This window comes from Kitasatospora sp. NPDC017646 (genome assembly GCF_044329365.1).
Classification (GTDB): Bacteria; Actinomycetota; Actinomycetes; order Streptomycetales; family Streptomycetaceae; genus Kitasatospora.
Genome location: NZ_JBIRJC010000012.1, coordinates 218,441 through 241,108 on the forward strand (window position 1 = coordinate 218,441; position 22,668 = coordinate 241,108).

At 73.8% G+C, this 22,668-nt stretch carries 19 protein-coding genes and 1 rRNA gene; 9 read left to right on the forward strand and 11 right to left on the reverse strand.

From position 1 onward, the window contains the following. Window positions 1–3 precede the first annotated feature (3 nt). Both ACH4J0_RS21025 and ACH4J0_RS21030 read right to left on the reverse strand, forming a co-directional pair. Entirely contained in the window at window positions 4–513 is a 510-nt protein-coding gene (locus tag ACH4J0_RS21025; RefSeq protein WP_396242039.1) for a DUF6912 family protein, read from the reverse strand. Window positions 514–603: 90 nt separating this feature from the next. Next, window positions 604–1,707: a patatin-like phospholipase family protein gene (locus tag ACH4J0_RS21030; protein WP_396242040.1), complete on the reverse strand. Its 1,104-nt coding sequence runs from the start codon at window positions 1,705–1,707 to the stop codon at window positions 604–606. A gap of 336 nt (window positions 1,708–2,043) precedes the next feature. Between ACH4J0_RS21030 and ACH4J0_RS21035 the strand changes: the two genes are divergently transcribed. Beyond that, on the forward strand, window positions 2,044–2,586 hold the full coding sequence (locus ACH4J0_RS21035; RefSeq protein ID WP_396242041.1) for an Rv3235 family protein: 543 nt from the start codon (window positions 2,044–2,046) through the stop codon (window positions 2,584–2,586). Between the two features lie 77 nt (window positions 2,587–2,663). Here the strand turns inward: ACH4J0_RS21035 and secA are convergent, their stop codons facing one another. Next, window positions 2,664–5,426, reverse strand: a complete 2,763-nt coding sequence (gene secA / locus ACH4J0_RS21040; protein ID WP_396242042.1) for a preprotein translocase subunit SecA — start codon at window positions 5,424–5,426, stop codon at window positions 2,664–2,666. 243 nt (window positions 5,427–5,669) lie between these two features. On the opposite strand from secA, the gene ACH4J0_RS21045 reads away from it, so the two are divergent. Continuing rightward, window positions 5,670–6,227, forward strand: coding sequence for a GNAT family N-acetyltransferase (locus ACH4J0_RS21045; protein WP_396242043.1), 558 nt, complete (start codon window positions 5,670–5,672; stop codon window positions 6,225–6,227). A gap of 78 nt (window positions 6,228–6,305) precedes the next feature. Then, window positions 6,306–7,514, forward strand: coding sequence for a winged helix-turn-helix domain-containing protein (locus ACH4J0_RS21050; protein ID WP_396242044.1), 1,209 nt, complete (start codon window positions 6,306–6,308; stop codon window positions 7,512–7,514). A gap of 17 nt (window positions 7,515–7,531) precedes the next feature. Here the strand turns inward: ACH4J0_RS21050 and ACH4J0_RS21055 are convergent, their stop codons facing one another. Further along, the gene (locus tag ACH4J0_RS21055; protein WP_030283947.1) at window positions 7,532–8,290 is read right to left on the reverse strand and encodes a response regulator transcription factor; all 759 of its coding nucleotides are present in this window, start codon (window positions 8,288–8,290) and stop codon (window positions 7,532–7,534) included. A 238-nt stretch (window positions 8,291–8,528) separates the two neighbouring features. Continuing rightward, window positions 8,529–9,224 carry a ribosome hibernation-promoting factor, HPF/YfiA family gene (gene hpf / locus ACH4J0_RS21060; RefSeq protein ID WP_396242045.1) on the reverse strand — a complete coding sequence of 232 codons (696 nt, stop codon included), beginning with the start codon at window positions 9,222–9,224 and terminating at the stop codon, window positions 8,529–8,531. A 368-nt stretch (window positions 9,225–9,592) separates the two neighbouring features. Between hpf and ACH4J0_RS21065 the strand changes: the two genes are divergently transcribed. Further along, window positions 9,593–10,315, forward strand: coding sequence for a ComF family protein (locus tag ACH4J0_RS21065; RefSeq protein WP_396242046.1), 723 nt, complete (start codon window positions 9,593–9,595; stop codon window positions 10,313–10,315). Window positions 10,316–10,382: 67 nt separating this feature from the next. On the opposite strand, the gene ACH4J0_RS21070 is transcribed toward ACH4J0_RS21065, so the two are convergent. The 3 genes from ACH4J0_RS21070 to mtrA all read right to left on the reverse strand — a co-directional run bounded on the left by ACH4J0_RS21070 (window position 10,383) and on the right by mtrA (window position 15,025). Then, a complete protein-coding gene (locus tag ACH4J0_RS21070) occupies window positions 10,383–12,230 on the reverse strand; it encodes an LpqB family beta-propeller domain-containing protein (RefSeq protein ID WP_396242047.1) in 1,848 nt (615 codons plus the stop codon). A gap of 10 nt (window positions 12,231–12,240) precedes the next feature. After that, window positions 12,241–14,223, reverse strand: a complete 1,983-nt coding sequence (gene mtrB / locus ACH4J0_RS21075) for an MtrAB system histidine kinase MtrB (RefSeq protein WP_396242071.1) — start codon at window positions 14,221–14,223, stop codon at window positions 12,241–12,243. 124 nt (window positions 14,224–14,347) lie between these two features. After that, complete coding sequence (gene mtrA, locus ACH4J0_RS21080; RefSeq protein WP_030283937.1) at window positions 14,348–15,025, reverse strand: MtrAB system response regulator MtrA; 678 nt, start codon at window positions 15,023–15,025, stop codon at window positions 14,348–14,350. Window positions 15,026–15,311: 286 nt separating this feature from the next. Here mtrA and ACH4J0_RS21085 point away from each other — a divergent pair, with 286 nt between their 5' ends. The 5 genes from ACH4J0_RS21085 (at window position 15,312) to ACH4J0_RS21105 (ending at window position 20,795) form a co-directional block, all read left to right on the forward strand. Then, window positions 15,312–16,466, forward strand: coding sequence for a hypothetical protein (locus tag ACH4J0_RS21085; RefSeq protein WP_396242048.1), 1,155 nt, complete (start codon window positions 15,312–15,314; stop codon window positions 16,464–16,466). 4 nt (window positions 16,467–16,470) lie between these two features. After that, window positions 16,471–17,178 carry a DUF4129 domain-containing protein gene (locus ACH4J0_RS21090; protein WP_396242049.1) on the forward strand — a complete coding sequence of 236 codons (708 nt, stop codon included), beginning with the start codon at window positions 16,471–16,473 and terminating at the stop codon, window positions 17,176–17,178. Further along, window positions 17,175–18,392, forward strand: a complete 1,218-nt coding sequence (locus tag ACH4J0_RS21095; RefSeq protein WP_396242050.1) for a DUF4350 domain-containing protein — start codon at window positions 17,175–17,177, stop codon at window positions 18,390–18,392. Before ACH4J0_RS21090 ends, ACH4J0_RS21095 begins: the two co-directional genes overlap by 4 nt. A 29-nt stretch (window positions 18,393–18,421) precedes the next feature. Further along, on the forward strand, window positions 18,422–19,399 hold the full coding sequence (locus ACH4J0_RS21100; protein ID WP_396242072.1) for an AAA family ATPase: 978 nt from the start codon (window positions 18,422–18,424) through the stop codon (window positions 19,397–19,399). Between the two features lie 85 nt (window positions 19,400–19,484). Next, the gene (locus ACH4J0_RS21105; protein WP_396242051.1) at window positions 19,485–20,795 is read left to right on the forward strand and encodes a DUF58 domain-containing protein; all 1,311 of its coding nucleotides are present in this window, start codon (window positions 19,485–19,487) and stop codon (window positions 20,793–20,795) included. Between the two features lie 22 nt (window positions 20,796–20,817). On the opposite strand, the gene ACH4J0_RS21110 is transcribed toward ACH4J0_RS21105, so the two are convergent. From ACH4J0_RS21110 to rrf, 3 genes are all read right to left on the reverse strand, one after another. Beyond that, window positions 20,818–21,975, reverse strand: a complete 1,158-nt coding sequence (locus ACH4J0_RS21110) for an RNA polymerase sigma factor (protein WP_396242052.1) — start codon at window positions 21,973–21,975, stop codon at window positions 20,818–20,820. A 13-nt stretch (window positions 21,976–21,988) separates the two neighbouring features. Further along, entirely contained in the window at window positions 21,989–22,408 is a 420-nt protein-coding gene (locus ACH4J0_RS21115; protein WP_396242053.1) for a YciI family protein, read from the reverse strand. Between the two features lie 168 nt (window positions 22,409–22,576). Then, a 5S ribosomal RNA gene (gene rrf, locus ACH4J0_RS21120) occupies window positions 22,577–22,668 on the reverse strand; the annotation flags it as partial.

Consider the following 22,668-nt stretch of genomic DNA (forward strand, 5'->3'; position numbering starts at 1 on the left):
CACTCAGGCCAGCAGGGACGGGATCTCCTGGGTCGCGTACCAGAGCAGGTCGTGGTCCTCCGCGCCGTCCACGGTGAACTGGGCGTCCTGGTCGCCCGAGTCGGCCGCGGCCACCGCCGCCACCGCCGCCGTGACGTCCTCGACCACCTCGTCGTCGGCCACGTCCGCGTGCACCGAGGCGGCCTTCGCCAGCTTCACCGGGCCGGCCAGCACCACCCGGCCGAGCGAGGCCTGGTCCTGGTACTCGTCACCGGGGAAGGGCCGCACGGCCGAGTCGGCGACGTCCAGCGCCACCACGACGCGCCGGCGCGGGGCGTCCGGGGCGGCCGCCAGCAGCCGCAGCGAGGACTGGGCGGCCCGGTTCAGCGCCGCGTACTCCAGCTCCTCCAGGTCGTCGCTGACGTACCACTCGCGCAGCGCGGGCGTCACGGCGTAGGCCGCGGACGCCTCCAGGGCGCCGCCTTCGTGCGCCGCCGCCAGGCCGGTCAGGGTGGTGGGCACGTACACGCGCATCGGTGGCACTCTCCGGTTCGTCCAGCGGGGGTTCGTCCAGCGGCACAGCATCCAGCGCCCCAAGAATAAGCGCCGCCGGGCCGCCCGTGATCACTTCGGGCCGGGTCCGCGCTCGGCGGCCAGCGCCGCCCGGCTGGTCCGCAGCGCGCTCTCCAGCACCTCGCCGCGGCGGGCCGGGTCCATCAGGTTCGGACCCATCACCGCCAGGTCGGCCAGGGTCGGCGCGAGCAGCCGCACCCGGACGCCCTCGGCCCGCAGCAGCGCGGCCTCGCGCAACAGCTGCCGGGTCACCGCCCGGCGGTAGCGGCTGACCAGCTGGGCCAGCACGCCGCGCGGGCGGTCCCGGGCCCGCCACTCGCGCACCGCGGCCAGGGTCCCGCGGCCGGAGCGTTCGGGCCGCGGCCCCAGCCGCAGGGCCATCGGGGCCAGCACGTACACCTCGTCCAGCCCGCGGCCGAGCAGCAGGTCGGCGTTGGTGGCCGACCAGCAGCCGCCGTCCACGTACGCCGAACCGTCCAGGCGCACCGGGGCGAACCAGCCGGGGATGGCGCAGGAGGCCATCACGGCGTCGGCCACCGCGACGGCGGGGGCCTCCGGATCGCCGAAGACCACCCGGCGGCCGCTGCGGTAGTCAACCGCGGCCACCCGCAGCGGCGCGGCGGCCGCGCTCGGCGTCGCCCCCGCGACGGCGGCCGAGCTCTCCGGGGCCGACCAGCCGCCCGGGCCGAACAGCCCGCGCACCAGCTCGCCGACCGGCTCCAGCGAGCCGCGGCCGTGCGGCGCCATCGCCGAGACCATGGTCAACAGCGGGTACTCGCGCGGGTGCCGGACGACATCCCGCAGCAGGTCGGGCGAGCCGATCCCGGCCCGTGGGCGGGGCGGCAGCGCGCCGCCCGCCGCGGTGTCGTAGTCGAAGGCGATCCCGGCCAGCGGCCCCTCGGTGATCGGCAGGCCGCGCTGGTGGTCGCGCAGGTGCTCGGCGGGCACGCCCCCGGCCAGCATCGCGGCCAGGATCGCGCCCGCCGAGGTGCCGAGCAGGACGTCCGCCTCGCCCGGTCGGCGCCCGGTGGCCTCCTCGACGGCGCACAGCGCTCCGACCGTCCAGGCCGCGCCGAGCATCCCGCCACCGCCCAGCACCAGGCCGCGCCGGGGCGTGCCGCCGGAGCTCGTGCCCGGCACCGTCCGTGTGGTCATCCCGGCTGTGGTCATCCTGGCCGCCCGTCGTCGTTGGGAGCGGGTCAGGCTACCGATGGTGCGCGCGGGCGGACGTGCGACGCAACGGGAACCGGGCCCCGAGCCACCCGGTCCGCCGTACCGGGGCGTCCCCTTTCGGGCCCCACGCCCCGTTCCCGCATGTCAACCCGGTGCCAACGGAGCGGGCGCCGGGCCCGTCGCCGCACTGGGCGCTTCACCCGGATAGGTGAACTTCGGGCCGGTCTGCCGCCCGCTCGGAAAGGCGTTGCCGCCCCGCCCCGGCCGCCGCCAGCCTGGGCCCCGTCCGTACCCGCACCACCCTTGTCGAGGGCCACCGTGACCGCACAGCTCAGCACCCACCCCACCGCCCAACCCGCCGCCCAACCCACGACCCGCCTCGCCGCCCGCCCGCACCGACGCGTCCGCGCCTCCGGCGCGTGGGACCCGGCCGGGCGCCGGCCGCGCCACCCGCGCGCCGCCTGCAACGGCCCCGCCGGCACCGGCGGCACCGGCGGCACCGGCGGCACCGGCGGGGCCACCGGACCAGCCCGTCACGACGCCGGGGCGCTCGCCGCCCGCTTCGCCCACCAGCTGGTCGAGGTGCTCACCGGCGCCCGGCCCTCCGGCCAGCTCATGCGGCACACCAGCCTGGACGGCTACGGGCAGCTCGCCTCGCTGGTCCGGGCCGGTGCGCTGCGCCGCGGCGGCCCCACCGACCGGCCCCGGCTCGGTCCCGTGCACGACCGATCACCCTCACCCGACGCCGTCGAGGCCTGCGTCCGGGTCGACCTCGGCCGCAGGCACCACATGGTGGCCTTCCGGCTGGAGCAGCGCGGCCCGGCCGGCCAGTGGCAGTGCACCGCCGTGGAGGCCCGATGACCACCACGGCCAACCGGACGGCGCAGGGCGCCGCCCCGGTACGGGAGCGGCGCCCTGCGCGACGTGCTGTGCCGGGCTCAGGCCTTGCGGCGGCGGCCCTTGGCGGACTTGGCGGCCTTGCGGCGCTCGGCGCGGGTCATCCCGTCGCCGTCGTCCTCCGGGGCTACGTCCTCGAAGTCGCCCTCGACCACACCGCCGCCGATCTCCTCCGAGGGGGCCGTGTAGTGCAGCCGCTGCGGCTTCGGCGCCTCCAGGCCCTTGGCCTTGATCTCCGGGCGGGTGGCGTCCTTCTCCAGCTTGTCGAGCAGCACCTCGGCGTCCTCCACCGGCACCTCCTCGACCTGCTGCTCCACCTGGACCTCCAGGTTGAACAGGTAGGCGACGGACTCCTCCTTGATGCCCTCCATCATCGCGGTGAACATGTCGAAGCCCTCGCGCTGGTACTCGACCAGCGGGTCGCGCTGCGCCATGGCCCGCAGGCCGATGCCCTCCTGGAGGTAATCCATCTCGTAGAGGTGCTCGCGCCAGCGGCGGTCCAGCACCGACAGCACCACGCGGCGCTCCAGCTCGCGCAGGATCTCCTCACCGAGCTGGTCCTCGCGGGCGCCGTACTGCGCCTGGATGTCCTCCTGGACGACCTTGATCAGGAACTCGGGGGTCAGGCCGGACGGGCCGCCGACCTCCTCCTCCAGCTCCGCCAGGTCCAGGGTGATCGGGTAGAGCTGCTTGAACGCGGTCCAGAGCTTCTCGAGGTCCCAGTCGTCCTCGAAGCCCTCGCCGGTGGCCGCCCTGACGTAGGCCTCGACGGTGTCGTCCATGAAGTGGCCGACCTGCTCCTGGAGGTCCTCGCCCTCCAGCACGCGGCGGCGCTCGCCGTAGATGACCTCGCGCTGACGGTTGAGCACCTCGTCGTACTTCAGGACGTTCTTGCGGATCTCGAAGTTCTGCTGCTCGACCTGGGTCTGCGCGGAGGCGATCGCACGGGTGACCATCTTGGACTCGATCGGCACGTCCTCGGGCACGTTGGCCATCGAGAGGACGCGCTCGACCATGCCGGCCTTGAACAGGCGCATCAGGTCGTCGCCCAGCGACAGGTAGAAGCGGGACTCGCCCGGGTCGCCCTGACGGCCGGAGCGGCCGCGCAGCTGGTTGTCGATCCGGCGGGACTCGTGCCGCTCGGTGCCGAGGACGTAGAGGCCACCGGCCTCCTTGACCTCGTCCTGCTCGGCCTTGACCGAGGCCTTGGCCTTCTCCAGCGCGGCCGGGAACTCGGCCTCGTACTCCTCCGGGTTGTCGCTCGCGGAGAGTCCGCGCTGGGCCAGCTCGGCCGCCGCGAGGTGGTCCGGGTTGCCGCCGAGCATGATGTCGGTGCCACGGCCGGCCATGTTGGTGGCGACGGTGACGGCGCCCTTGCGGCCGGCCTGCGCGACGATCTGGGCCTCGCGCTCGTGGTGCTTGGCGTTCAGCACCTCGTGCGGGATGCCGCGCTTGCGCAGCTCCTGCGACAGGTATTCGGACTTCTCGACCGACACGGTGCCGACCAGCACCGGCTGGCCCTTCTCGTGCTTCTCGGCGATGTCCTCGACCACGGCGGCGAACTTGGCCGGCTCCGACTTGTAGATCAGGTCGGGCTGGTCGATGCGCAGCGGCGTCTTGTTGGTCGGGATCGGCACCACGCCGAGCTTGTAGATCTGGTGGAACTCGGCGGCCTCGGTGGTGCCGGTACCGGTCATGCCGGAGAGCTTGTCGTACAGACGGAAGAAGTTCTGCAGGGTGATGGTGGCCAGGGTCTGGTTCTCGTTCTGGACCTCCACCCCCTCCTTGGCCTCGATCGCCTGGTGCATGCCCTCGTTGTAGCGGCGGCCGGCCAGGATGCGGCCGGTGTGCTCGTCGACGATCATGACTTCGCCGTTCATGACGACGTAGTCCTTGTCCTTCTTGTACAGCTCCTTCGCCTTGATGGCGTTGTTCAGGAAGCCGACGAGCGGGGTGTTCACCGACTCGTAGAGGTTGTCGATGCCGAGGTAGTCCTCGACCCGGGTGACACCCTCCTCCAGGACGCCGACGGTGCGCTTCTTCTCGTCGACCTCGTAGTCGCGGTCGATCTTCAGGCGCAGCACCAGCTTGGCGAAGTCGGCGTACCACTTGGTCGCCTGGTCCGCCGGGCCGGAGATGATCAGCGGGGTGCGGGCCTCGTCGATGAGGATCGAGTCGACCTCGTCGACGATGGCGAAGTTGTGGCCGCGCTGGACGAGTTCGTCCTTCGACCAGGCCATGTTGTCGCGCAGGTAGTCGAAGCCGAACTCGTTGTTCGTGCCGTACGTGATGTCCATCGCGTACTGGCGCTTGCGCTCGGCGGGCGTCATGTTGGCCAGGATCACGCCGACTTCGAGGCCGAGGAAGCGGTGCACCCGGCCCATCCACTCCGAGTCGCGCTCGGCGAGGTAGTCGTTGACGGTGATCAGGTGGACGCCCTTGCCGGTCAGCGCGTTCAGGTACGCGGGCAGGGTGCCGACGAGGGTCTTGCCCTCACCGGTGCGCATCTCGGCGACGTGCCCCAGGTGGAGGGCCGCACCACCCATGAGCTGGACGTCGTAGTGCCGCTGGCCGAGCACGCGCTTGGCGGCCTCGCGGACGGTGGCGAACGCCTCGGGGAGGATGTCGTCCAGCGTCTCGCCGTCCGCGAGCCGCTGCTTGTACTCGTCGGTCAGCGCGCGCAGCTCGGCGTCGGTGAGGTTGACGAAGTCCTCTTCGATGGAGTTGACCTGGGCAGCAATCCGCTGCAGCTTGCGAAGGATCTTGCCTTCGCCGGCGCGCAGGATCTTGTCGAAGACGGACACTTGAGCGGGCTCCTTGCCTGTATTGGCACTGGACGACTGCACGGCGGGTCCACCCCACCGCACGGGCCATCGTATGCGAGGAGTCCAACGCGCCGGGAGGTGCGTCAGCACGGTATTCCCGTGTCACCCGCGCGTGCACATGGATCGATAGCACCGTTCACCGGGACAAATCGGTCGACGGGCCGGGGAGTTGGCCTGGTGATCGGATGCCCGCGTTCCCCCGGCGTTGGAAATAATCCGCCCATGGAAGAGCCGCGGAGCGAACTCGTCACCCTCACCACCGACCGCCTGGTCCTGCGGGCCCCGCGGGAATCGGACATCGATGCGATCTTCGCCGCCTGCCAGGACGCCGAGATCCAGCGCTGGACGGTCGTCCCCGTCCCCTACCGCCGTGAGGACGCCGAGTTCTTCGTCCGCACCCTGGCTCCCGAGGGGCTGGCCACGGGCGCCGAGTACATCTGGTGCGTGGTCGAGCGCGACACCGACCGCCTGGTCGGCACCCAGGCGGTCGTGCGCAGGCCCGGCGACCCGAACGCCGCCTCGGTCGGCTGGTGGACGGCCGAGGAGCAGCGCGGCCGGGGCTACACCGTCGAGGCCGCCCGCGCGGTCGCCCGCTGGGCGCTCACCGACCTCGGGCTGCGCCGGCTCCAGTGGCTCGCCTACGTCGGCAACGAGGGTTCGCGCGCGGTCGCGGAGCGGGTCGGCTACCGCCCCGAGGGCACACTGCGGTCGTACGCCGACCAGCGCGGCGTCTTCCACGACGCCTGGGTCGCCTCGCTGCTCCCGTCCGACCTGGACTGAGCGCCCGGGCCCGTACCCCTGGGCGTCCGGGCCCGGAGCCCGGGCCCGCTGTCGGTGCCCCCGGCTACGCTCGCCGGCATGACCGCCGCCGCTGCCGACCCCACCCCCGTCACCGTCCTGGGCGCCGACGACGCCCGCCGGATCGCCCTGCGCGCCCAGGGCCTGCTGGGCGCGCCCGACCGCCGGGCCGGGGTGCGCGGGGTGCTGCGGCACCTGGGTGCCGTCCAGCTGGACACCATCTCGGTGCTGGCCCGCTCGCACGAGCTGGTGCCCTACGCCCGGCTCGGCGCGGTCGGCCGCCCGGCGGTCGAGGCGGCCTACTGGGGTGCGGGCACCAGCTTCGAGTACTGGTCGCACGCGGCCTGCGTCCTGCCGGTCGAGGAGTGGCCGCTGTTCGCCTTCCGCCGCCGCCGCTACCGCGACCGCGGCCACCTCTGGGGCCACCAGGTCGCGCCCGAGACGTACCGGGCGGTGCTCGACAAGCTGCGCGCCGAGGGGCCGTTGACCTCCACCGAGCTGGGCGGCGCCAAGCGGACCGCCGAGTGGTGGGACTGGTCCGACACCAAGATCGCGGTCGAACGGGCGCTGGCCTTCGGCGACGTGGTCTGCACCGAGCGCCGGAGCTGGAAGCGGGTCTACGCCCTGGCCGAACAGGCGATCCCCGGAGTCCTGTTCGACCAGGACCGCTCCGACGAGGAGTGCGTGCGCACCCTGGTGGCCCAGGCCGGCGCCGCGCTCGGCGTGGCCACCCGGGTCGACCTGCTGGACTACCACCGGCTGCGCGCCGAGCAGTTGGACCCGGTGCTCGCGGACAGCGGCCTGGTCCCGGTCCAGGTGGCCGGCTGGGGCCCGGGCGGTACGGCGGCCGCGGCGTGGGCCGACCCGGCCGCACTCGCCACCGCCCCGCGCGGGCGCCACCGCACCACGCTGCTCTCGCCGTTCGACTCGCTGATCTGGGACCGCGCCCGCACCGAACGGATCTTCGGCATGACGCACCGGCTGGAGGCCTACACGCCCAAGCACAAGCGGGTGCACGGCTACTTCGCGATGCCGCTGCTGGCGGGCGGCCGGCTGGTCGGCCGGGTCGACCCGGCCCGCGAGGGGCGCACCCTGGTCGCCCGGCGGGTCTCACTGGCCGACGGCCGGGCAGCCGGCGCCCGGCACCTGGAGGCGCTGGCCGCCGCACTGCGCGAGGCGGCCGCCTGGGTCGGCTGCGACGAGGTGCGGGTCGAGGCGCTGCACGACGAACGGCTGCGCCCGGCCCTGGAGAAGCTGCTGACGGAATAGCCGGCGGCGGGCGCCGCTCACCCTATTTCGAGGATCTTCTCCCGCATCGCGTACACCACGGCCTCCATCCTGGAATGCAGTTGGAGCTTCTCCAGGATGTTGCGGACGTGGTTCTTGACGGTGTTCTCGCTGATGAACAACTCCTTGGCGATCTCCCGGTTGTTCATCCCGGTCGCCACCAGCTTGAGCACCTCCAGCTCCCGGTCGGTGAGCCGGGGCGCGGGCACCAGGTCCCGGTCGTCGGAGCGCCGCTGGATCATCGACTTGAACTCGGTGAGCAGCTTGGAGGCCATCGACGGGCTGATCTGCGACTGCCCGTCGGCGACCGCGCGGATCGCGGTGGCGACCTCGTCGGTGGAGATCTCCTTGAGCAGGTAGCCGGTGGCCCCCGCCTTGATCGCCTCGTAGAGGTCGGCCTCCTCGTCGCTTATCGTCAGCATGATGATCTTGGTGCTGGGCGCCACGTCCTTGATCGCCGTGCAGGCCTCGATCCCGCTGCGGCGCGGCATCCGGACGTCCATCAGGATGATGTCGGGCAGCAGGTCGGCGGCCTTCAGCACCGCCTCGGCACCGTCCCCGGCCTCGCCGACGACCTTGATGTCCGGCTCCTCCGCGAGCACGATCTCCAGCCCCCGGCGGAACAGGGCGTGGTCGTCCACCACCAGGACACGGATCGGCTCACCCCGGTGCGGCGCGTACGCGGGTTCCTCCTCCGGCCCCGGTGGCAGTCCGGCGCCCGGCCCCGCTGCGGGCCCCAGCCCGAAGTGATCCCCCATCCGCTCCTCCCCCTTCGCGGGTCGACGTGCGCCCAATCATTCCACGCCCCGCCGTCGCCGCGGTCACCCTCCGATGCCGATTCCCCCGCAACGGGTGACCCCGGGACGCAACGGACCCGAGCACCGTTCGAACCCGTCCCACCGGCCACGCCCGAAACAGGCGGAACGCCCCGAAACGCCGGTGACCCCGGCGACGGATGCCGCCGGGGTCACCTCTCCGTCATTGCCGTCGGGACGGTCAGTCCTCGTCGTCGGACCGGCCGATCGCACCGCCCGCGCCGCTGGCCACGCCGGCCGCCATGTCCGGCTGCACGTGGATGACACCGTAGTGGTAGCCGTGCCGGCGGTAGACGACGCTGGGCAGGCCGCTGTCCTTCTCCACGAAGAGGTAGAAGTCGTGGCCGACCAGCTCCATCTCGTAGAGCGCCTGGTCCAGCGCCATGGGGGCGGCCGAGTGCGTCTTCTCCCGGACCACCAGCGGGCCTTCGCCCTCCACTTCCAGGGATCCCATCATGGTCTTGCGGACGGCCCCGTTGGTCTCACCCTCGTGCGCCGTCGTGTCCGGCAGCGCGGCCAGGGCCGCGGTCGCCTCGGCGACGCTGATCGGGGTGCGGCCGTTGGCGCCGCCCTTGTGCACCCGACGCCGGTCAGCCGACTTGCGCAGCTGCGCGTCGAGCTTCGCCGAGGCCAGGTCGAGCGCCGCGTACGCGTCGGCGGCGGCGGCTTCCGCCCGGATCACCGGGCCCCGGGTACGAAGAGTGATCTCCACGCGGTCCGACCGGTCGGCCTGCCGCGGGTTGTGCTCCTTGGACACCTCGACGTCGAGGCTGATCACCTTGCCGTCGAACTTCTGGACCTTCTCCAGCTTCTCGGCCACGTGCTCGCGGAACCTCTTGGGCACCTCGGTCTTGCGGCCCTTGACGACGATGTCCACGCAGAACTCCGATCCCTCGTGCTGACGCCGATCCGGGTGCTACCGGACCGGACTGAGCTCCAGCTGGACCAGCCCATCCACTGCCGGCCCCCGCCCCCGCCGCCAGCGGCGGGAACGACTGGCCCTCATCTCACTTCCTCCCCATCAGGGACGGTTGAAACCCCCTGGAGCCTCATCGAACACCTCACAGGGAGTTTTCGCCTCCCCGGGCGAGATGCGGGGTATGACCCGATACTGCGGGCTGGCGGTCAAACTGTTGCACCCTGTCTACCCTCCTGTGGGTGAAGTAAGGGTAAATACCTGGACAACGCCCCCCATACGGCGCATCCTTTGCTGACTCTCCGTGCCTGCCGCCGCCAGGAGCAGCCGTGCCGCCGTCCCCGTCCCCCGTCCCTCCCCCGTCCGCACGGACACCGTTCGGCCACGCACTGGCCGGGCTGCTGGACGTCCTGCTGCCCGTGGACTGCGCGGGCTGCGGCGCCGAACGCACCCAGCTCTGCCCGGCCTGCCGGCACGCCCTGGCCACCGCCCGCCCCGGCCCCACCCTGCTGCCCTGGGCGCACGCCGCCGCGCCGTACGCCGATCCGGTGCGGCAGCTGCTGCTCGCGCACAAGGAACGCGGCGCGCTGCGGCTGGCCGGTCCGCTCGGCGAGGCGCTCGGACGGGCGGTGCGCTCCGCCCTCGGGGCCCGTGCCGGAGCCGCGCCGCTGCTGCTGGTCCCGATGCCCTCGACCCGCCCGGCCGTGCGCGCCCGCGGCCACGACCCGACGCTGCGGCTGGCCGGGGCCGCCGCCCGGTCGCTGCGCCGGGCCGGCCTGGACGCCCGGGCCGCACCGCTACTGCGCCACGCCCGTCCGGTCGCCGACCAGACCGGGCTGAACGCCGCCGAGCGGCAGCGCAACCTGCACGGCGCGCTCACCGTCCTGCCACGGGCCCGCCGCGGGCTGGCCGGCCGTCAGCCGGTGCTGGTGGACGACCTGGTGACCACCGGGGCGAGCCTGGCCGAGGCCGCCCGGGCGCTGGCCGACGCCGGACTGCCGGCCCGGGCCGCCGCCACGGTCGCGGCCACGACCGGGCGGCCGACGGGCTGAGGCCGGCCGGCGGCCCGGCGGCGCACCCGTCGGCCCGCGCGGCGACAACCGGCGATCGGTCCGGCGGTCAGCCCGCGTAGAAGTAGGAGCGGGCCTTGTCCACCAACTGGGCTTCCCGCCACTGGTTGTTGACCAGCCGGTAGACCGTCCCGCCCGCCACCGCGAGCACCGGCCACGGCTGGGTCAGGAGGTATCCGCGGGACTCCGCCGCAGAGACGGACTGCGGGGAGGACGGCAGCCCGTTGCCGGTCTGCTGCTGACTGTCCGTGCTCTGCGAGCCGTCGGTGCTGATGTAGTAGAGCTGCTGGGGGCGGTCGGCCTCCTTGCCGAGCACCAGCAGTTGGTCGGCCTCCGTCCAGGACACCGAGGCCACGTCGGTGAGCGAGGGCGCCCCCGGGCGCGCTCCGGTGATCCTCGCGGTCGGCGCCCCCGGCGTGCCGCCGTGCTCCACCAGTCCGAACATCAGTGAACTGCCCGTCACACCCGGCGACTTGACCACCAGCGCGATCCGGGCGCCGTCCGAGGAGACCTTCACCGCCTGCACCGTCTGCCCGGTCAGCCCCTCGACCGGCACGGTGTACGCCTTGCCGCCGCGCACCATCACCACCCGCGGGGCCTGCGGGTTGCGGTCCACCACCCAGAGGTCCCCGCGACCGTCCCAGGTCGGCGAGGCCAGGCCGTCGTCCTTGGCGCCGGCCTTCGCCGGCGAGCTCAGCACCGGCTCGGGCATCGCCACCGTGCCGGCCGTCAGCGGCACCGAGTAGAGCTGGTGGCCGTCGTCCGAGACCGCGGCGGCCTGGGAGCCGTCCCGGCTGACCGCGACCGTACCCAGCTGGGGCACGCCGTTGCCGTGCGGCTTGCCGAGGACGCCGGGCACCGGGTCGCCGCTGCGCCCCTCCTCGGCCACCATCAGCGCGCCGTTGTCGGCGCGCTGGTAGTACTGCTGCACGGGCAGCCGGCCGGCCAGCGCACCGGGACCGACGGCCTGGTCGTCGGTGCGGCTGGCCGTGCAGGAGCCGCGCTGCCCCTTCAGTTCCAGCCGGTCGACCTGTCCCTTCCCCTGGTCGGCGAAGGTGTAGTAGAGCTGGTTGGCCATCCGGCGGCAGCCCGCCGCATCGCCCAGGTCCGCCCCGCCGAGCTGCACGTGGGCGACCCGGCTGTCGTCGATGGTCACCTTCTCGACGGTGGTGCCGCCCGGGAAGGCCGTCCGGGCCACCGGCGCGAGCCAGTGGGAGGGCCCCGCGACCAGCGCGTTGGCGGCCGCGGTCAGCGGGTCGACCCGGCGCCGCAGGTAGATCGGGTCGGCGATCAGCACCTCCTGGCCGCCGGAACCGGAGGAACCGGAGCCGGGCGCGGACGGGTCGGGGGCCGTGTAGAAGAAGCGCTCGACCTGCCGGAAGCTGTTCCGGAAGTTGGTCTCGTTCATGATCACGCCGGTCGGCAGCCTGGCGATCCGCCACTCGCCGTCCTCCCGCGTGAAGGTGAAGTCGAGGACCTTGTTGTTCTGCCCCGCCACCAGCAGGTACGAGCGCTTCTCGTCGACCGTGGCCACCAGCTGCCCGGACACCGTCTCGGAGTACTCGGTGTCCTTGTCGGTGACGACCTGGTCGGGCGCGATCTGCGTGGCGGAGAGCACCTGGATGCCCGCGTCGGGGTTCCAGGTCGCGGCGGCGTGCTCGGTGAGGTACTTGCGCGCGGTCTCGTACCCCTCGTCGGCGGTCACCGCGTCCAGGAACCCGGTCAGCAGCTCGCGCGGCTTGGCGCCCTTGGCGGGCGCCACCGGGAACACCCTGGCCTGCAGGTTCTTGTCGGCCGAGCCCTGCGACAGCTCCACCTTGGTGATGCCGCCGGAGTCCGGCATGGCCGCGCAGCCGCTCGCCACCAGGGCACCGAGCACCGCGCCGGCCACCGCCACGAGCCGCGCCCTAGTCCTGTTGCTCGTCCTTCGCACGCTGCGACCCCTCCAGGTCCGTCCCACCCGTCGCGTCCGGTTCCGCCGTCCGCTGTGCCACCGACGGCCGTCCCGGCGTCGGGTCCACCATGACCTGGGCGCCGGTGGCGCCGTAACCGGCCCCCGCCGTCCGCACGTCCGAGGGGTCCGAGCGCGGCCCCTCCGGCAGCCGGCTCCGGCTCAGCCCGGGGCCGATGTTCAGCACCCCGCCGAGCCCGCTGCCCAGTCCGTTGCCGGTCCCTTCCGGCGCCTCGCCCTGCTCCTCGGCCGCGGCCATGGCCGTCGAGCCGGTCGGGGCGATCGCCCGGCGGTACGGCGTGCCGTACGCGCCCAGGCCCCGGTTGTTGCGGGAGTCCTCCGGCTCCAGCCGGAACGGTGCCCGGTTGATCTCGCCGCCGCGGGTGCGCGGCAGGGTGAGCCGGAAGTGCGAGCCGCCGCCGGGCTCGCCCCAGGCCTGGAGCCAGCCGCCGTGCAGGTGGGCGTCCTCGACCGCGATGGACAGGCCCAGACCGGTGCCGCCGGTGGTGCGTACCCGGGACGGGTCCGCCCGCCAGAAGCGGTGGAACACCCGGGACGCCTCGCCCGGCTTGAGGCCGATGCCGTAGTCGCGCACGCCGACCGCGACCGCGCCGTCCGCCGAGCCCAGCCGGACCACCACGTCGCGGCCCTCGCCGTGCTCCAGCGCGTTGACCACCAGGTTGCGCAGGATGCGCTCGATCCGGCGGGAGTCCACCTCGGCCAGCACCGGCTCGCCGTCGCCGCGGATCACCACGGTGCTGCCCTTGGCCTGGGCCAGCGGGTCGGCGGCCTCCACCACCCGGCCGACGATCTCGCGCAGGTCGACCGGCTCGGCGTCCAGGATCGCGGCGCCGGCGTCGAAGCGGCTGATCTCCAGCAGGTCGGCGAGCAGCGACTCGAAGCGGTCCAGCTGGCCCTGCAGCAGTTCCGCGGAGCGGGCCGCCATCGGGTCCAGGTCCTCGCGGCTGTCGTAGATCAGGTCGGCGGCCATCCGGACCGTGGTCAACGGGGTGCGCAGCTCGTGCGAGACGTCCGAGACGAAGCGCCGCTGCACCCGGGACAGCTCCTCCAGCTGGCGGATCTGCGCCTGGAGGGCGTTGGCCATCCGGTTGAACGACTCCCCGAGGCGGGCGATGTCGTCCGTCCCGGTCACCTTCATCCGCTCTTCCAGGTGCCCGTCGGCGAGCCGCTCGGAGATGCCCGCGGCCATCCGCACCGGGGTGACCACCTGGCGCACCACGACCCAGGCGATGCCGCCCATGAGGATCACCACGAACACGCCGGCGGTCGCCAGGGTGCCGGTGATCAGGTTGAGGGTGTCGGTCTCCTGGCCGAAGGAGAACACGTAGAACAGCTGGTAGCTGGTGCTGGCCGGGCCGACGAACTGCATGCCGAGGGCCAGTCCGGGCTCGCTCTTGCCGCCGGCCTCGGGCGAGCGGTGGATCCGGGTCGGCTGGTCGAACATCTGGCCGGGCTCTTCGATGAGCTTGGCGCGCAGGGTGTCCGGGATGCTGCTGGGTTGGATGTCGCCCGAGTAGCGCGGCGCGAAGCCGGCGCTGTCGGGGACGACCGTCCCGGTGCCGGGGGCCATCGCGATCACCGAGTAGACCGTCTGCCCGCTCGCGGCCAGGTCGTTGACCTGGCGCAGCAGCCAGGTGCCGGTCTCGCCGGTGGTCGGGTCGACGGCGCCCCGCAGGTTCTGGTCCCGAGCCTCGTCGATCTTCTTCTGCTCCACCTGGAAGCCGATCCGGGCCTGCGCCCGGGCGGCGTCGATCTTGGTGTCGAGCAGGCCGTTGCGCACCTGCGCCACCACGACCACGCCCAGCACCAGGACCACCGCGATGGAGGCCAGCAGGGACACCGCGACCACGCGCACCTGGATCGACCGCCGGTACAGCACGGCCACCCGGCGCGCGGGACGACGGAACTGGCGCTTCATCAGGCCGAACGCCCCGGACGGGCCGCGACGGCGGCGGGTGGTCGAACTCAGCACGTCCCCGCGCACGGCCTCCGCCCCGTCGGTCGCGGAACCCGACGGGGTGCCCTCAGCCCGCTCCGACACGTCAGCTGGGTCCGGCCTTGTAGCCGACGCCGCGGACGGTCACCACGATCTCGGGGCGCTCCGGGTCCTTCTCGATCTTCGAGCGCAGTCGCTGCACGTGGACGTTGACCAGGCGGGTGTCCGCCGCGTGGCGGTAGCCCCAGACCTGCTCCAGCAGCACCTCACGGGTGAACACCTGCCAGGGCTTTCGGGCCAGCGCGACCAGCAGGTCGAACTCCAGCGGGGTCAGCGGGATGCTGCGCCCGTCCCGCTTCACCGAGTGGCCGGCCACGTCGATCACCAGGTCGCCGATGGTCAGCTGCTCCGGCGTCGGCTCCTCGGCGCGGCGCAGCCGGGCGCGCACCCGGGCCACCAGCTCCTTGGGCTTGAACGGCTTGGTGACGTAGTCGTCGGCGCCGGACTCCAGGCCCACCACCACGTCGACCGTGTCGGTCTTCGCGGTCAGCATGACGATCGGGACGCCGGACTCCGCCCGGATCTGCCGGCACACGTCGATGCCGTCCCGGCCGGGCAGCATCAGGTCGAGCAGGACCAGGTCGGGCTTGCTCTCCCGGAACGCGGCTAGCGCCTTGTCCCCATCCGCGACGAAAAACGGCTCAAAACCCTCACCACGCAGCACGATGCCGAGCATCTCGGCCAGTGCGGAGTCGTCATCAACGACGAGGACGCGTCCCTTCATGCGTCCATCTTCTCATTACCGGATTGTGACCTGCCGCACAGCAGTGCCAATGCTCCACAACGGCCAACTCCCCGGCCGTCGAATTCCGGCCATACCGGGCGAATACTCCTCGTCGGAGCGCCTCCGAACGGGCCGAAACCCGCCGCCCGGCCCCCCGGTGGGCCCCGTTGCCGATCAGCAACCGGATACCCCTGGGGCGTCTCCGGGCCCCATGGCACGATGGGCGCTGCGCGCGGGCGAAAGATCGCCCGGATCCGCGCCCAGGACGCCCCTCCGAGGAGCAGTGATGACCGACACTCCGGGCTGGGCCTCGCCCAGCTCGTCCGAGCCGCCCCGCGACGGCGTCCGGCCCCCGGCCGACGCGCCCGCCGCCGTGCCCGGGCCGTCGGCACCCCCTCGGACCGCCCCCGGCTGGGGCGCCCGGTACGGACAGCCGACCCACGGCGGGCAGACGCCCGGCCGCGACCCGTACGGCTGGGACGCCGCGCGCAGCCCCCGGCCCGGTGTCATCCCGCTGCGCCCGCTCAGCGTCGGCGAACTGCTCGACGGCGCCGTCACCACCGTCCGCCGGCACTGGCGCACCGCCCTCACCCTCTCGCTCGGCATCGCCGTCGTCGAACAGGCCGGCAGCTTCGTCGCCCAGCTGCTGGTCAAGGGCCGGACCGGCGCCTCCACCCAGTTCCTCACCCTGCTCGTCACCCTGCCGCTGACGCTGCTGCTCGACGCGCTCGCCGTCGCGCTGCTCACCATCGTGGTCAGCCGCGCCGTCCTCGGCCGCTCGGTGACCGCCGGGGAGGCCTGGCGCGACGCCCGCCCCCGGCTGCTGAAGCTGCTCGGGCTCACCCTGCTCGTCACCCTGATGAGCGGCGGCGTGATGCTGCTCGGGTTCACCCCGTGGCTCGGCTACCGGGCCGGCGGCGCGGGCACCCCCGGCACCGAGGGCCTGCTGTTCCTGGTCGGCCTGCTGACCGTCCCGGTCGGCATCTGGCTGCTGATCCGCTACAGCCTGGCCGCCCCCGCGCTGATGCTGGAGAAGCAGGGCGTGGTGACGGCGCTGTCGCGCTCGCGCCGGCTGGCCCGTGGCTCCTGGTGGCGGGTCTTCGGCATCGTCCTGCTGAGCCGGATCCTGGCCGGGATCGTCGGGGCCACCCTGCTCATCCCGTTCCGCTTCCTCGGCCTGCTGCTGGGCTTCGGCTCCATCGACCGCCTGGGCGACACCTCCCAGCAGTCGATCGGCATGATGGTGCTGACCGCGATCGCCGGGATCATCGCCTCCTCGCTGACAACCCCGTTCCTGGCCGCCGTCGGCGTGCTGGTCTACATCGACCAGCGGATCCGCCGCGAGGCCCTGGACATCGAACTCGCCCGCGCCGCCGCGACGCCCGAGCAGGGCGGCGCCGGCGGGAACGGCCGGGCCGACCAGACCGCGGCGAGGCACTGACCGGATGCCCATCTGGGGGGACAGGCTCCTCGCCGCCGCCGGCGCCCCGGTCACGGTTCCGCGTGACCCGGCCCGCGACGCCGCCCGCGACGAGCTGCTCAACGCCGAGTACCACAAGAACGACCCGACCGTCCTGGAACGCGTCGTCGACTGGATCTGGGACCACATCGACCGTGCCATGGGCAGCATCTCCGGCGACGGCACCGACGGCACCACCGGACTGGTGCTCTTCCTGATCGTCGCCGCGGTGATCGGCGCCGCCCTCTGGTGGCGCCTCGGGGCCCCGAAGCGTGCCGCCCGCACCGTCCTGGGCGTGTACGGCACCGACGGTCCGCGCAGCGCCGACCGGTACCGCGCCGACGCCGCCGGGCACGCCGCCGCGGGCCGCTGGTCCGAAGCCGTCCGCGAGCAGATGCGCGCCCTGGTCCGGGCCCTGGAGGAACGCACCCTGCTCGACGCCCGCCCCGGCCGCACCGCCGACGAGGCCGCCGCCGAGGCCGGCCGGGCCCTGCCCGAGCACGCCGCCGCGCTGACCGCGGCCGCCCGCACCTTCGACGACGTCGCGTACGGCGAGCGCACCGCCGACCAGGCCGCCTACCAGCTGCTGCTGGACCTCGACCGGACGCTGGAACGCAGCCGCCCCGTCCTCGCCCACGCCCCCGCCGCGCCGGCCGGCCCGGCCCCGACCCCGACCCCGGGAGGAGCGGCATGACCAGCACCGCCCCGGCTCCCCCCGCCGCCGAACGACCCGCCGACGCCCCACCGACCAGCCTCGCCCCCACCGGGCGCGGCCTGGCCCGCCGGGCCCGCTGGTACCTGGTCTTCCTCGCCGTCCTGCTGATCGCCGCCGTCGGCATCGCCGTCCTCAACCGCGGCCACCGCTACCCGCCGATCGACCCGCGCTCGTACGACGCCGACGGCGCCCACGCCGTGGTCGCGCTGCTCGAACACCAGGGCGTCAAGACCGAACTCAGCACCGACCCCACGGCCGCCGCGAACGGCGCCGACACCTTGGTGCTACCCGAACCCGACCTGCTCAGCCCGGCCCAGCTGCGCGCCGTCGCCGCCGCCCGGCACCAGCGGCTGGTCCTGATCGCCCCGGGCCCGACCGCCCTCGGCGCCCTGGCCCCCGGCATCCGCGCCGCCGACGAGGCCGGCGGCGTCCCGTTCGCCGCCGTCCGCGGCAGCCGGCCGGGCTGCTCGCTCCCCGAGGCCGTCCGGGCCGGCAGCGCCTCCATGGGCGGCATGCTCTACACCAGCGGCAGCCGCGGCGACGGCTGCTACCCGCGCGGTCACGACTACCCGCTGGTCCGCACCCCGAGCGGGGGCGGCGACGTCATCGTGCTCGGCAGCGGGCAGTTCCTCCGGAACGACGAGCTCGCCCAGGACGGCAACGCCTCGCTCGCGCTCGGCCTGCTCGGCTCGCAGCCCCGCCTCACCTGGCACCTGCCCGACTACACCGCGCCGGTCGCCGAGGGCACCCCTCGCAAGTCCTTCGGCGACTACGTCCCGAAGGGCTGGCGCTGGGCCCTCTACCAGCTCGCCGTCGCCGCCGTGCTCGCCGCCCTCTGGCGCGCCCGCCGGCTCGGCCCGGTGGTCAGCGAGAACCTGCCCGTGGTGGTCCGCGCCGCCGAGACCACCGAGGGCCGCGCCCGCCTCTACCGACGGGCCAAGGCCCGCGGCCGCGCCGCCGAGGCCTTGCGACGCGCCGCCGCCCACCGCCTCGCCCCCGCCCTGGGCGTCCCGCTCCAGGCCGGCGCCCCCGAGCCGGAAGCACTCTGCGCGGCCGTCGCCGGCCGCCTCCCCGAACGACCCGCCGGGGACGTCCGGGCCCTGCTCCACGGCCCGCCCCCGACCGACGACGCCGCGCTGCTGCGGCTCGCCGACGACCTCGACGCCCTCGAAAGGCAGGTACGGAACCCGTGACCGAACAGGCGACCGCCCAGCTCCGCGCCATCCCCGGCACGGCACCCGCCACCCCCGCCACCGACCCGCGCGCCGCGCTGACCGCCCTGCGCGCCGAGATCGGCAAGGCCGTGGTCGGCCAGGACGCCGCCGTCACCGGTCTCGTGGTGGCGCTGCTCTGCGGCGGCCACGTGCTGCTGGAAGGCGTCCCCGGCGTCGCCAAGACCCTGCTGGTCCGCACCCTCTCCACGGCGCTCAGCCTGGAGACCAAGCGCATCCAGTTCACCCCCGACCTGATGCCCGGCGACGTCACCGGCTCGCTCGTCTACGACGCGCGCACCGCCGAGTTCTCCTTCCAGCCCGGCCCGGTCTTCACCAACCTGCTGCTCGCCGACGAGATCAACCGGACCCCGCCCAAGACCCAGGCCGCCCTCCTGGAGGCCATGGAGGAGCGACAGGTCACCGTGGACGGCGAGCCGCGCGCCCTGCCCGTCCCGTTCCTGGTCGCCGCGACCCAGAACCCGGTCGAGTACGAGGGCACCTACCCGCTGCCCGAGGCCCAGCTCGACCGCTTCCTGCTCAAGCTGATCCTGCCGCTGCCCGACCGCGACCAGGAGTTCCAGGTCCTGTCCCGGCACGCGTCCGGCTTCGATCCCAAGGACCTCGCCGCCGCCGGCGTCCGCCCGGTCGCCGGGCCCGAGCACCTCGCCGCCGCCCGCGAGCAGATCGCCCGGCTGACCGTCTCCCCGGAGGTCCTCGCCTACATCGTCGACCTCTGCCGGGCCACCCGGCAGTCCCCGTCGCTGTCCATCGGCGTCTCCCCGCGCGGCGCCACCGCCCTGCTCGCCGCCTCCCGCGCCTGGGCCTGGCTCGCCGGACGGGACTACGTCACCCCGGACGACGTCAAGGCACTCGCCCTGCCCACCCTGCGGCACCGCGTCGCGCTGCGCGCCGAGGCCGAGATGGAGGGCGTCACCGCCGACTCCGTCATCCAGGCCGTCCTCGCCCAGACGCCCGCCCCCCGCTGACCCACGCCCACCGGCGGACCGGGCTTCTCGCCGCCGCCGAACCCACGGCCCCTCCGACCACGGGCTTCCGAAGGAGCGCACCCGCATGGCCCTCACCGGGCGAACCGCCCTGATCGCCGCGCTCGGCGCGCTCTTCGTGGGCCTCCTGCTGCCCTCCTGGGTCGGAATCGGGGCCGTCACCGGAGCGGTCCTGTTCGCCGTCCTGGTCGACCTGGTACTCGCCGCCCCCGTCCGCAGCCTGCGGATCGTCCGGGGCGGCGCCACCACCGTCCGGCTCGGCGACACCGCACCGGTCGAACTGACCGTCACCAACCCCTCCGGGCGCCCCCTCCGGGCCCTGGTGCGCGACGCCTGGGCCCCGTCCGCCTGGCGCCCCGGCACCGCCGAGACCGCCTCCCGGCACACCCTCACCGTCCCCGGCGGCGAACGCCGCCGCGCCGTCTCCGTGCTCACCCCGAGCCGCCGCGGCGACCACCACGCCCACCGGGTCACGGTCCGCTCGCTCGGCCCGCTCGGCCTGGCCGGCCGCCAGGGCTCCCACCACGTCCCCTGGACGGTCCGCGCCCTGCCCCCGTTCCACAGCCGCAAGCACCTGCCCTCCCGGCTCGCCCGGCTGCGCGAACTCGACGGCCGCACCTCGGTGTTGACCCGCGGCCAGGGCACCGAATTCGACTCGCTGCGGGAGTACCTGCCCGGCGACGACGTCCGCTCCATCGACTGGCGCGCCAGCGCCCGCCGCCACACCGTCGCCGTCCGCACCTGGCGCCCCGAACGCGACCGGCACATCCTCGTCGTCCTCGACACCGGCCGTACCTCGGCCGGCCGCGTCGGCGACGCCCCCCGCCTGGACGCCGCCCTCGACGCCGCCCTGCTGCTCACCGCCCTCGCCACCCGGGCGGGAGACCGGGTCGACCTGCTCGCCCACGACGCCCGCAAGCGCGCCGCGGTCATCGGCAGCTCGCCGAGCGAGATCCTGCCGGCCTTCACCAACGCCATGGCCCTGCTGGAACCCGCGCTGCACGAGACCGACATGCGCTCCCTGGTCTCCACCGCGCTCAAGATGGCACCGCACCGCTCGCTGATCGTCCTGCTCACCGGTCTCGACGCGGCCCCCGTCGAGGACGGCCTGCGGCCCCTGCTGCCGCTGCTCACCAAGCGCCATGAGGTCGTCCTCGCCTCGGTCGCCGACCCGCACCTGGACGTGCTGGCCGCCGGCCGCGGCACCGTCGAGGCCGTCTACGGCGCCGCCGCCGCCGAACAGACCCGCGCCGACCGCCGACACACCGCCGACCGCCTCACCCGGTACGGCGCCACCGTCCTCGACGCCCCGCCCGCCCGGATCGCCCCGGCCCTGGCGGACACCTACCTGGCGCTGAAGGCCGCCGGCCGGCTCTGAACCTCGGTCGTTCCCGCGAACCTCATCTGCTCCCAGGGCCGTTGAGCCGAACGTTCAGCCGGGCCGCCTGGCGCGTCAGGTGATCGCGCTCGGCGAGGCTGGACGCCCGGTAGGCCGCCTCGGCGTACAGCCGGGCCGCCGTCACCGGGTCCCCGTCCTGCTCGTGGAGGTACGCCGCCACCGCCGCGTACCTCGGCAGGGACTCGTCCACCGCCCCCAGCGCCGCCAGTCCGGCGCGCGGCCCGTCGGCCTCACCGACCGCCACCGCGCGGTTCAGCCGGACCACCGGACTGCCCGTCAGCCGCAGCAACTCGTCGTACCACTCGACGATCTGCACCCAGTCGGTTTCCTCGGCGGTGGGCGCGTCCGCGTGCAGAGCCGCGATCGCAGCCTGGGCCTGGAACTCACCCAGGCGGTCCCGGGCGAGCGCCGCCTGGAGGATCCCGACGCCCTCGGCGATCAACCCGGTGTCCCAACGGCCGCGGTCCTGCTCGGCGAGCGGCACCAGAGCGCCGTCGGGCGCCGTCCGGCCGGCCCGCCGGGCGTGGGTCAGCAGCATCAGCGCCAGCAGCCCCGCCACCTCGGGATGGTCGATCGCCGCCGCCAGTTGCCGGGTGAGCCGGATCGCCTCGGCGGCGAGGTCGACATCTCCCGAATAGCCCTCGTTGAAGACCAGGTAGAGGACGCGCAGCACGGTGGCGACATCGCCCGGCTGATCGAACCGGACGGCCGAGACGGTCCGCTTGGCCCGGCTGATCCGCTGCGCCATGGTCGCCTCGGGCACCAGGTAGGCCTGCGCGATCTGCCGGGTGGTCAGCCCGCCGAGCGCGCGCAGGGTGAGGGCGACCGCGGAGGACGGCGTCAACGACGGGTGGGCGCACAGGAAGTAGAGCCGCAGCGTGTCGTCCGTCGCGGCCGTCGGCCCGGGCTCCGGCTCCCGGTCGACCAGGTCCTCCCGCCGCCGGCGGGCGCTGTCCGCCCGGGTCGCATCGAGGAACTTCCGCCAGGCGACGGTGACCAGCCAGCCCTTCGGATCCCGCGGCGGATCCTCCTCCCAGCCGCGGACCGCCTCGATCAACGCCTCCTGCACGGCGTCCTCGGCCGCGGCGAATTCTGCTCCGCGGCGGACGAGGACGGCGAGCACGGCCGGCGTGAGGCTCCGGATCAGGGAACCGTTCATCGCAGGGCCTCCGTCATCGGAGATGGCACTCCGTGGTGGTCGACGGCATGGCCAGGAACGGACGCAGTTCCAGCCACTCGTGGATCGGCTTCCCCCCGGCACCGGGAGCGGCCGACAGCTCTCCGGCCAGCTCGACGGCGCGCTCGTAGCTGTCGACGTCGATCACCATCCAGCCGGCGATCAGGTCCTTGGTCTCGGCGAACGGACCGTCGGTCACCGGCGGACGGCCCTCACCGTCGTACCGGACCCAGGCCCCCTCCGGCGCCAGCGCCTGGCCGTCGACGTACTCGCCGGTCATCTCCAGCCGCGCGGCGAAGTCCTGCATGTACTGGATGTGCGCCGTGACCTCCTCCGGCGTCCACTGGTCCATCGGCGTGCAGTTGACCGCGGTCGGAGCGCCCCGGTAGTGCTTGAGAAGCAGGTACTTGGCCATCGTCGTCTCCTCCGTGCTGTTGCGACCCATTGTGGCCGCGTCCATCCCGGGGACGGAGCCGGCCACGGATTCTCGACACGGCTCACCAAGATTCTTTCCGGCCTCGGATGGTCCGGAAACGCGAAGAACCCCCATCCGGAATCCGGATGGGGGTTCTTCTGAATGATTGTTCGGCGGCGTCCTACTCTCCCACAGGGTCCCCCCTGCAGTACCATCGGCGCTGTGAGGCTTAGCTTCCGGGTTCGGAATGTAACCGGGCG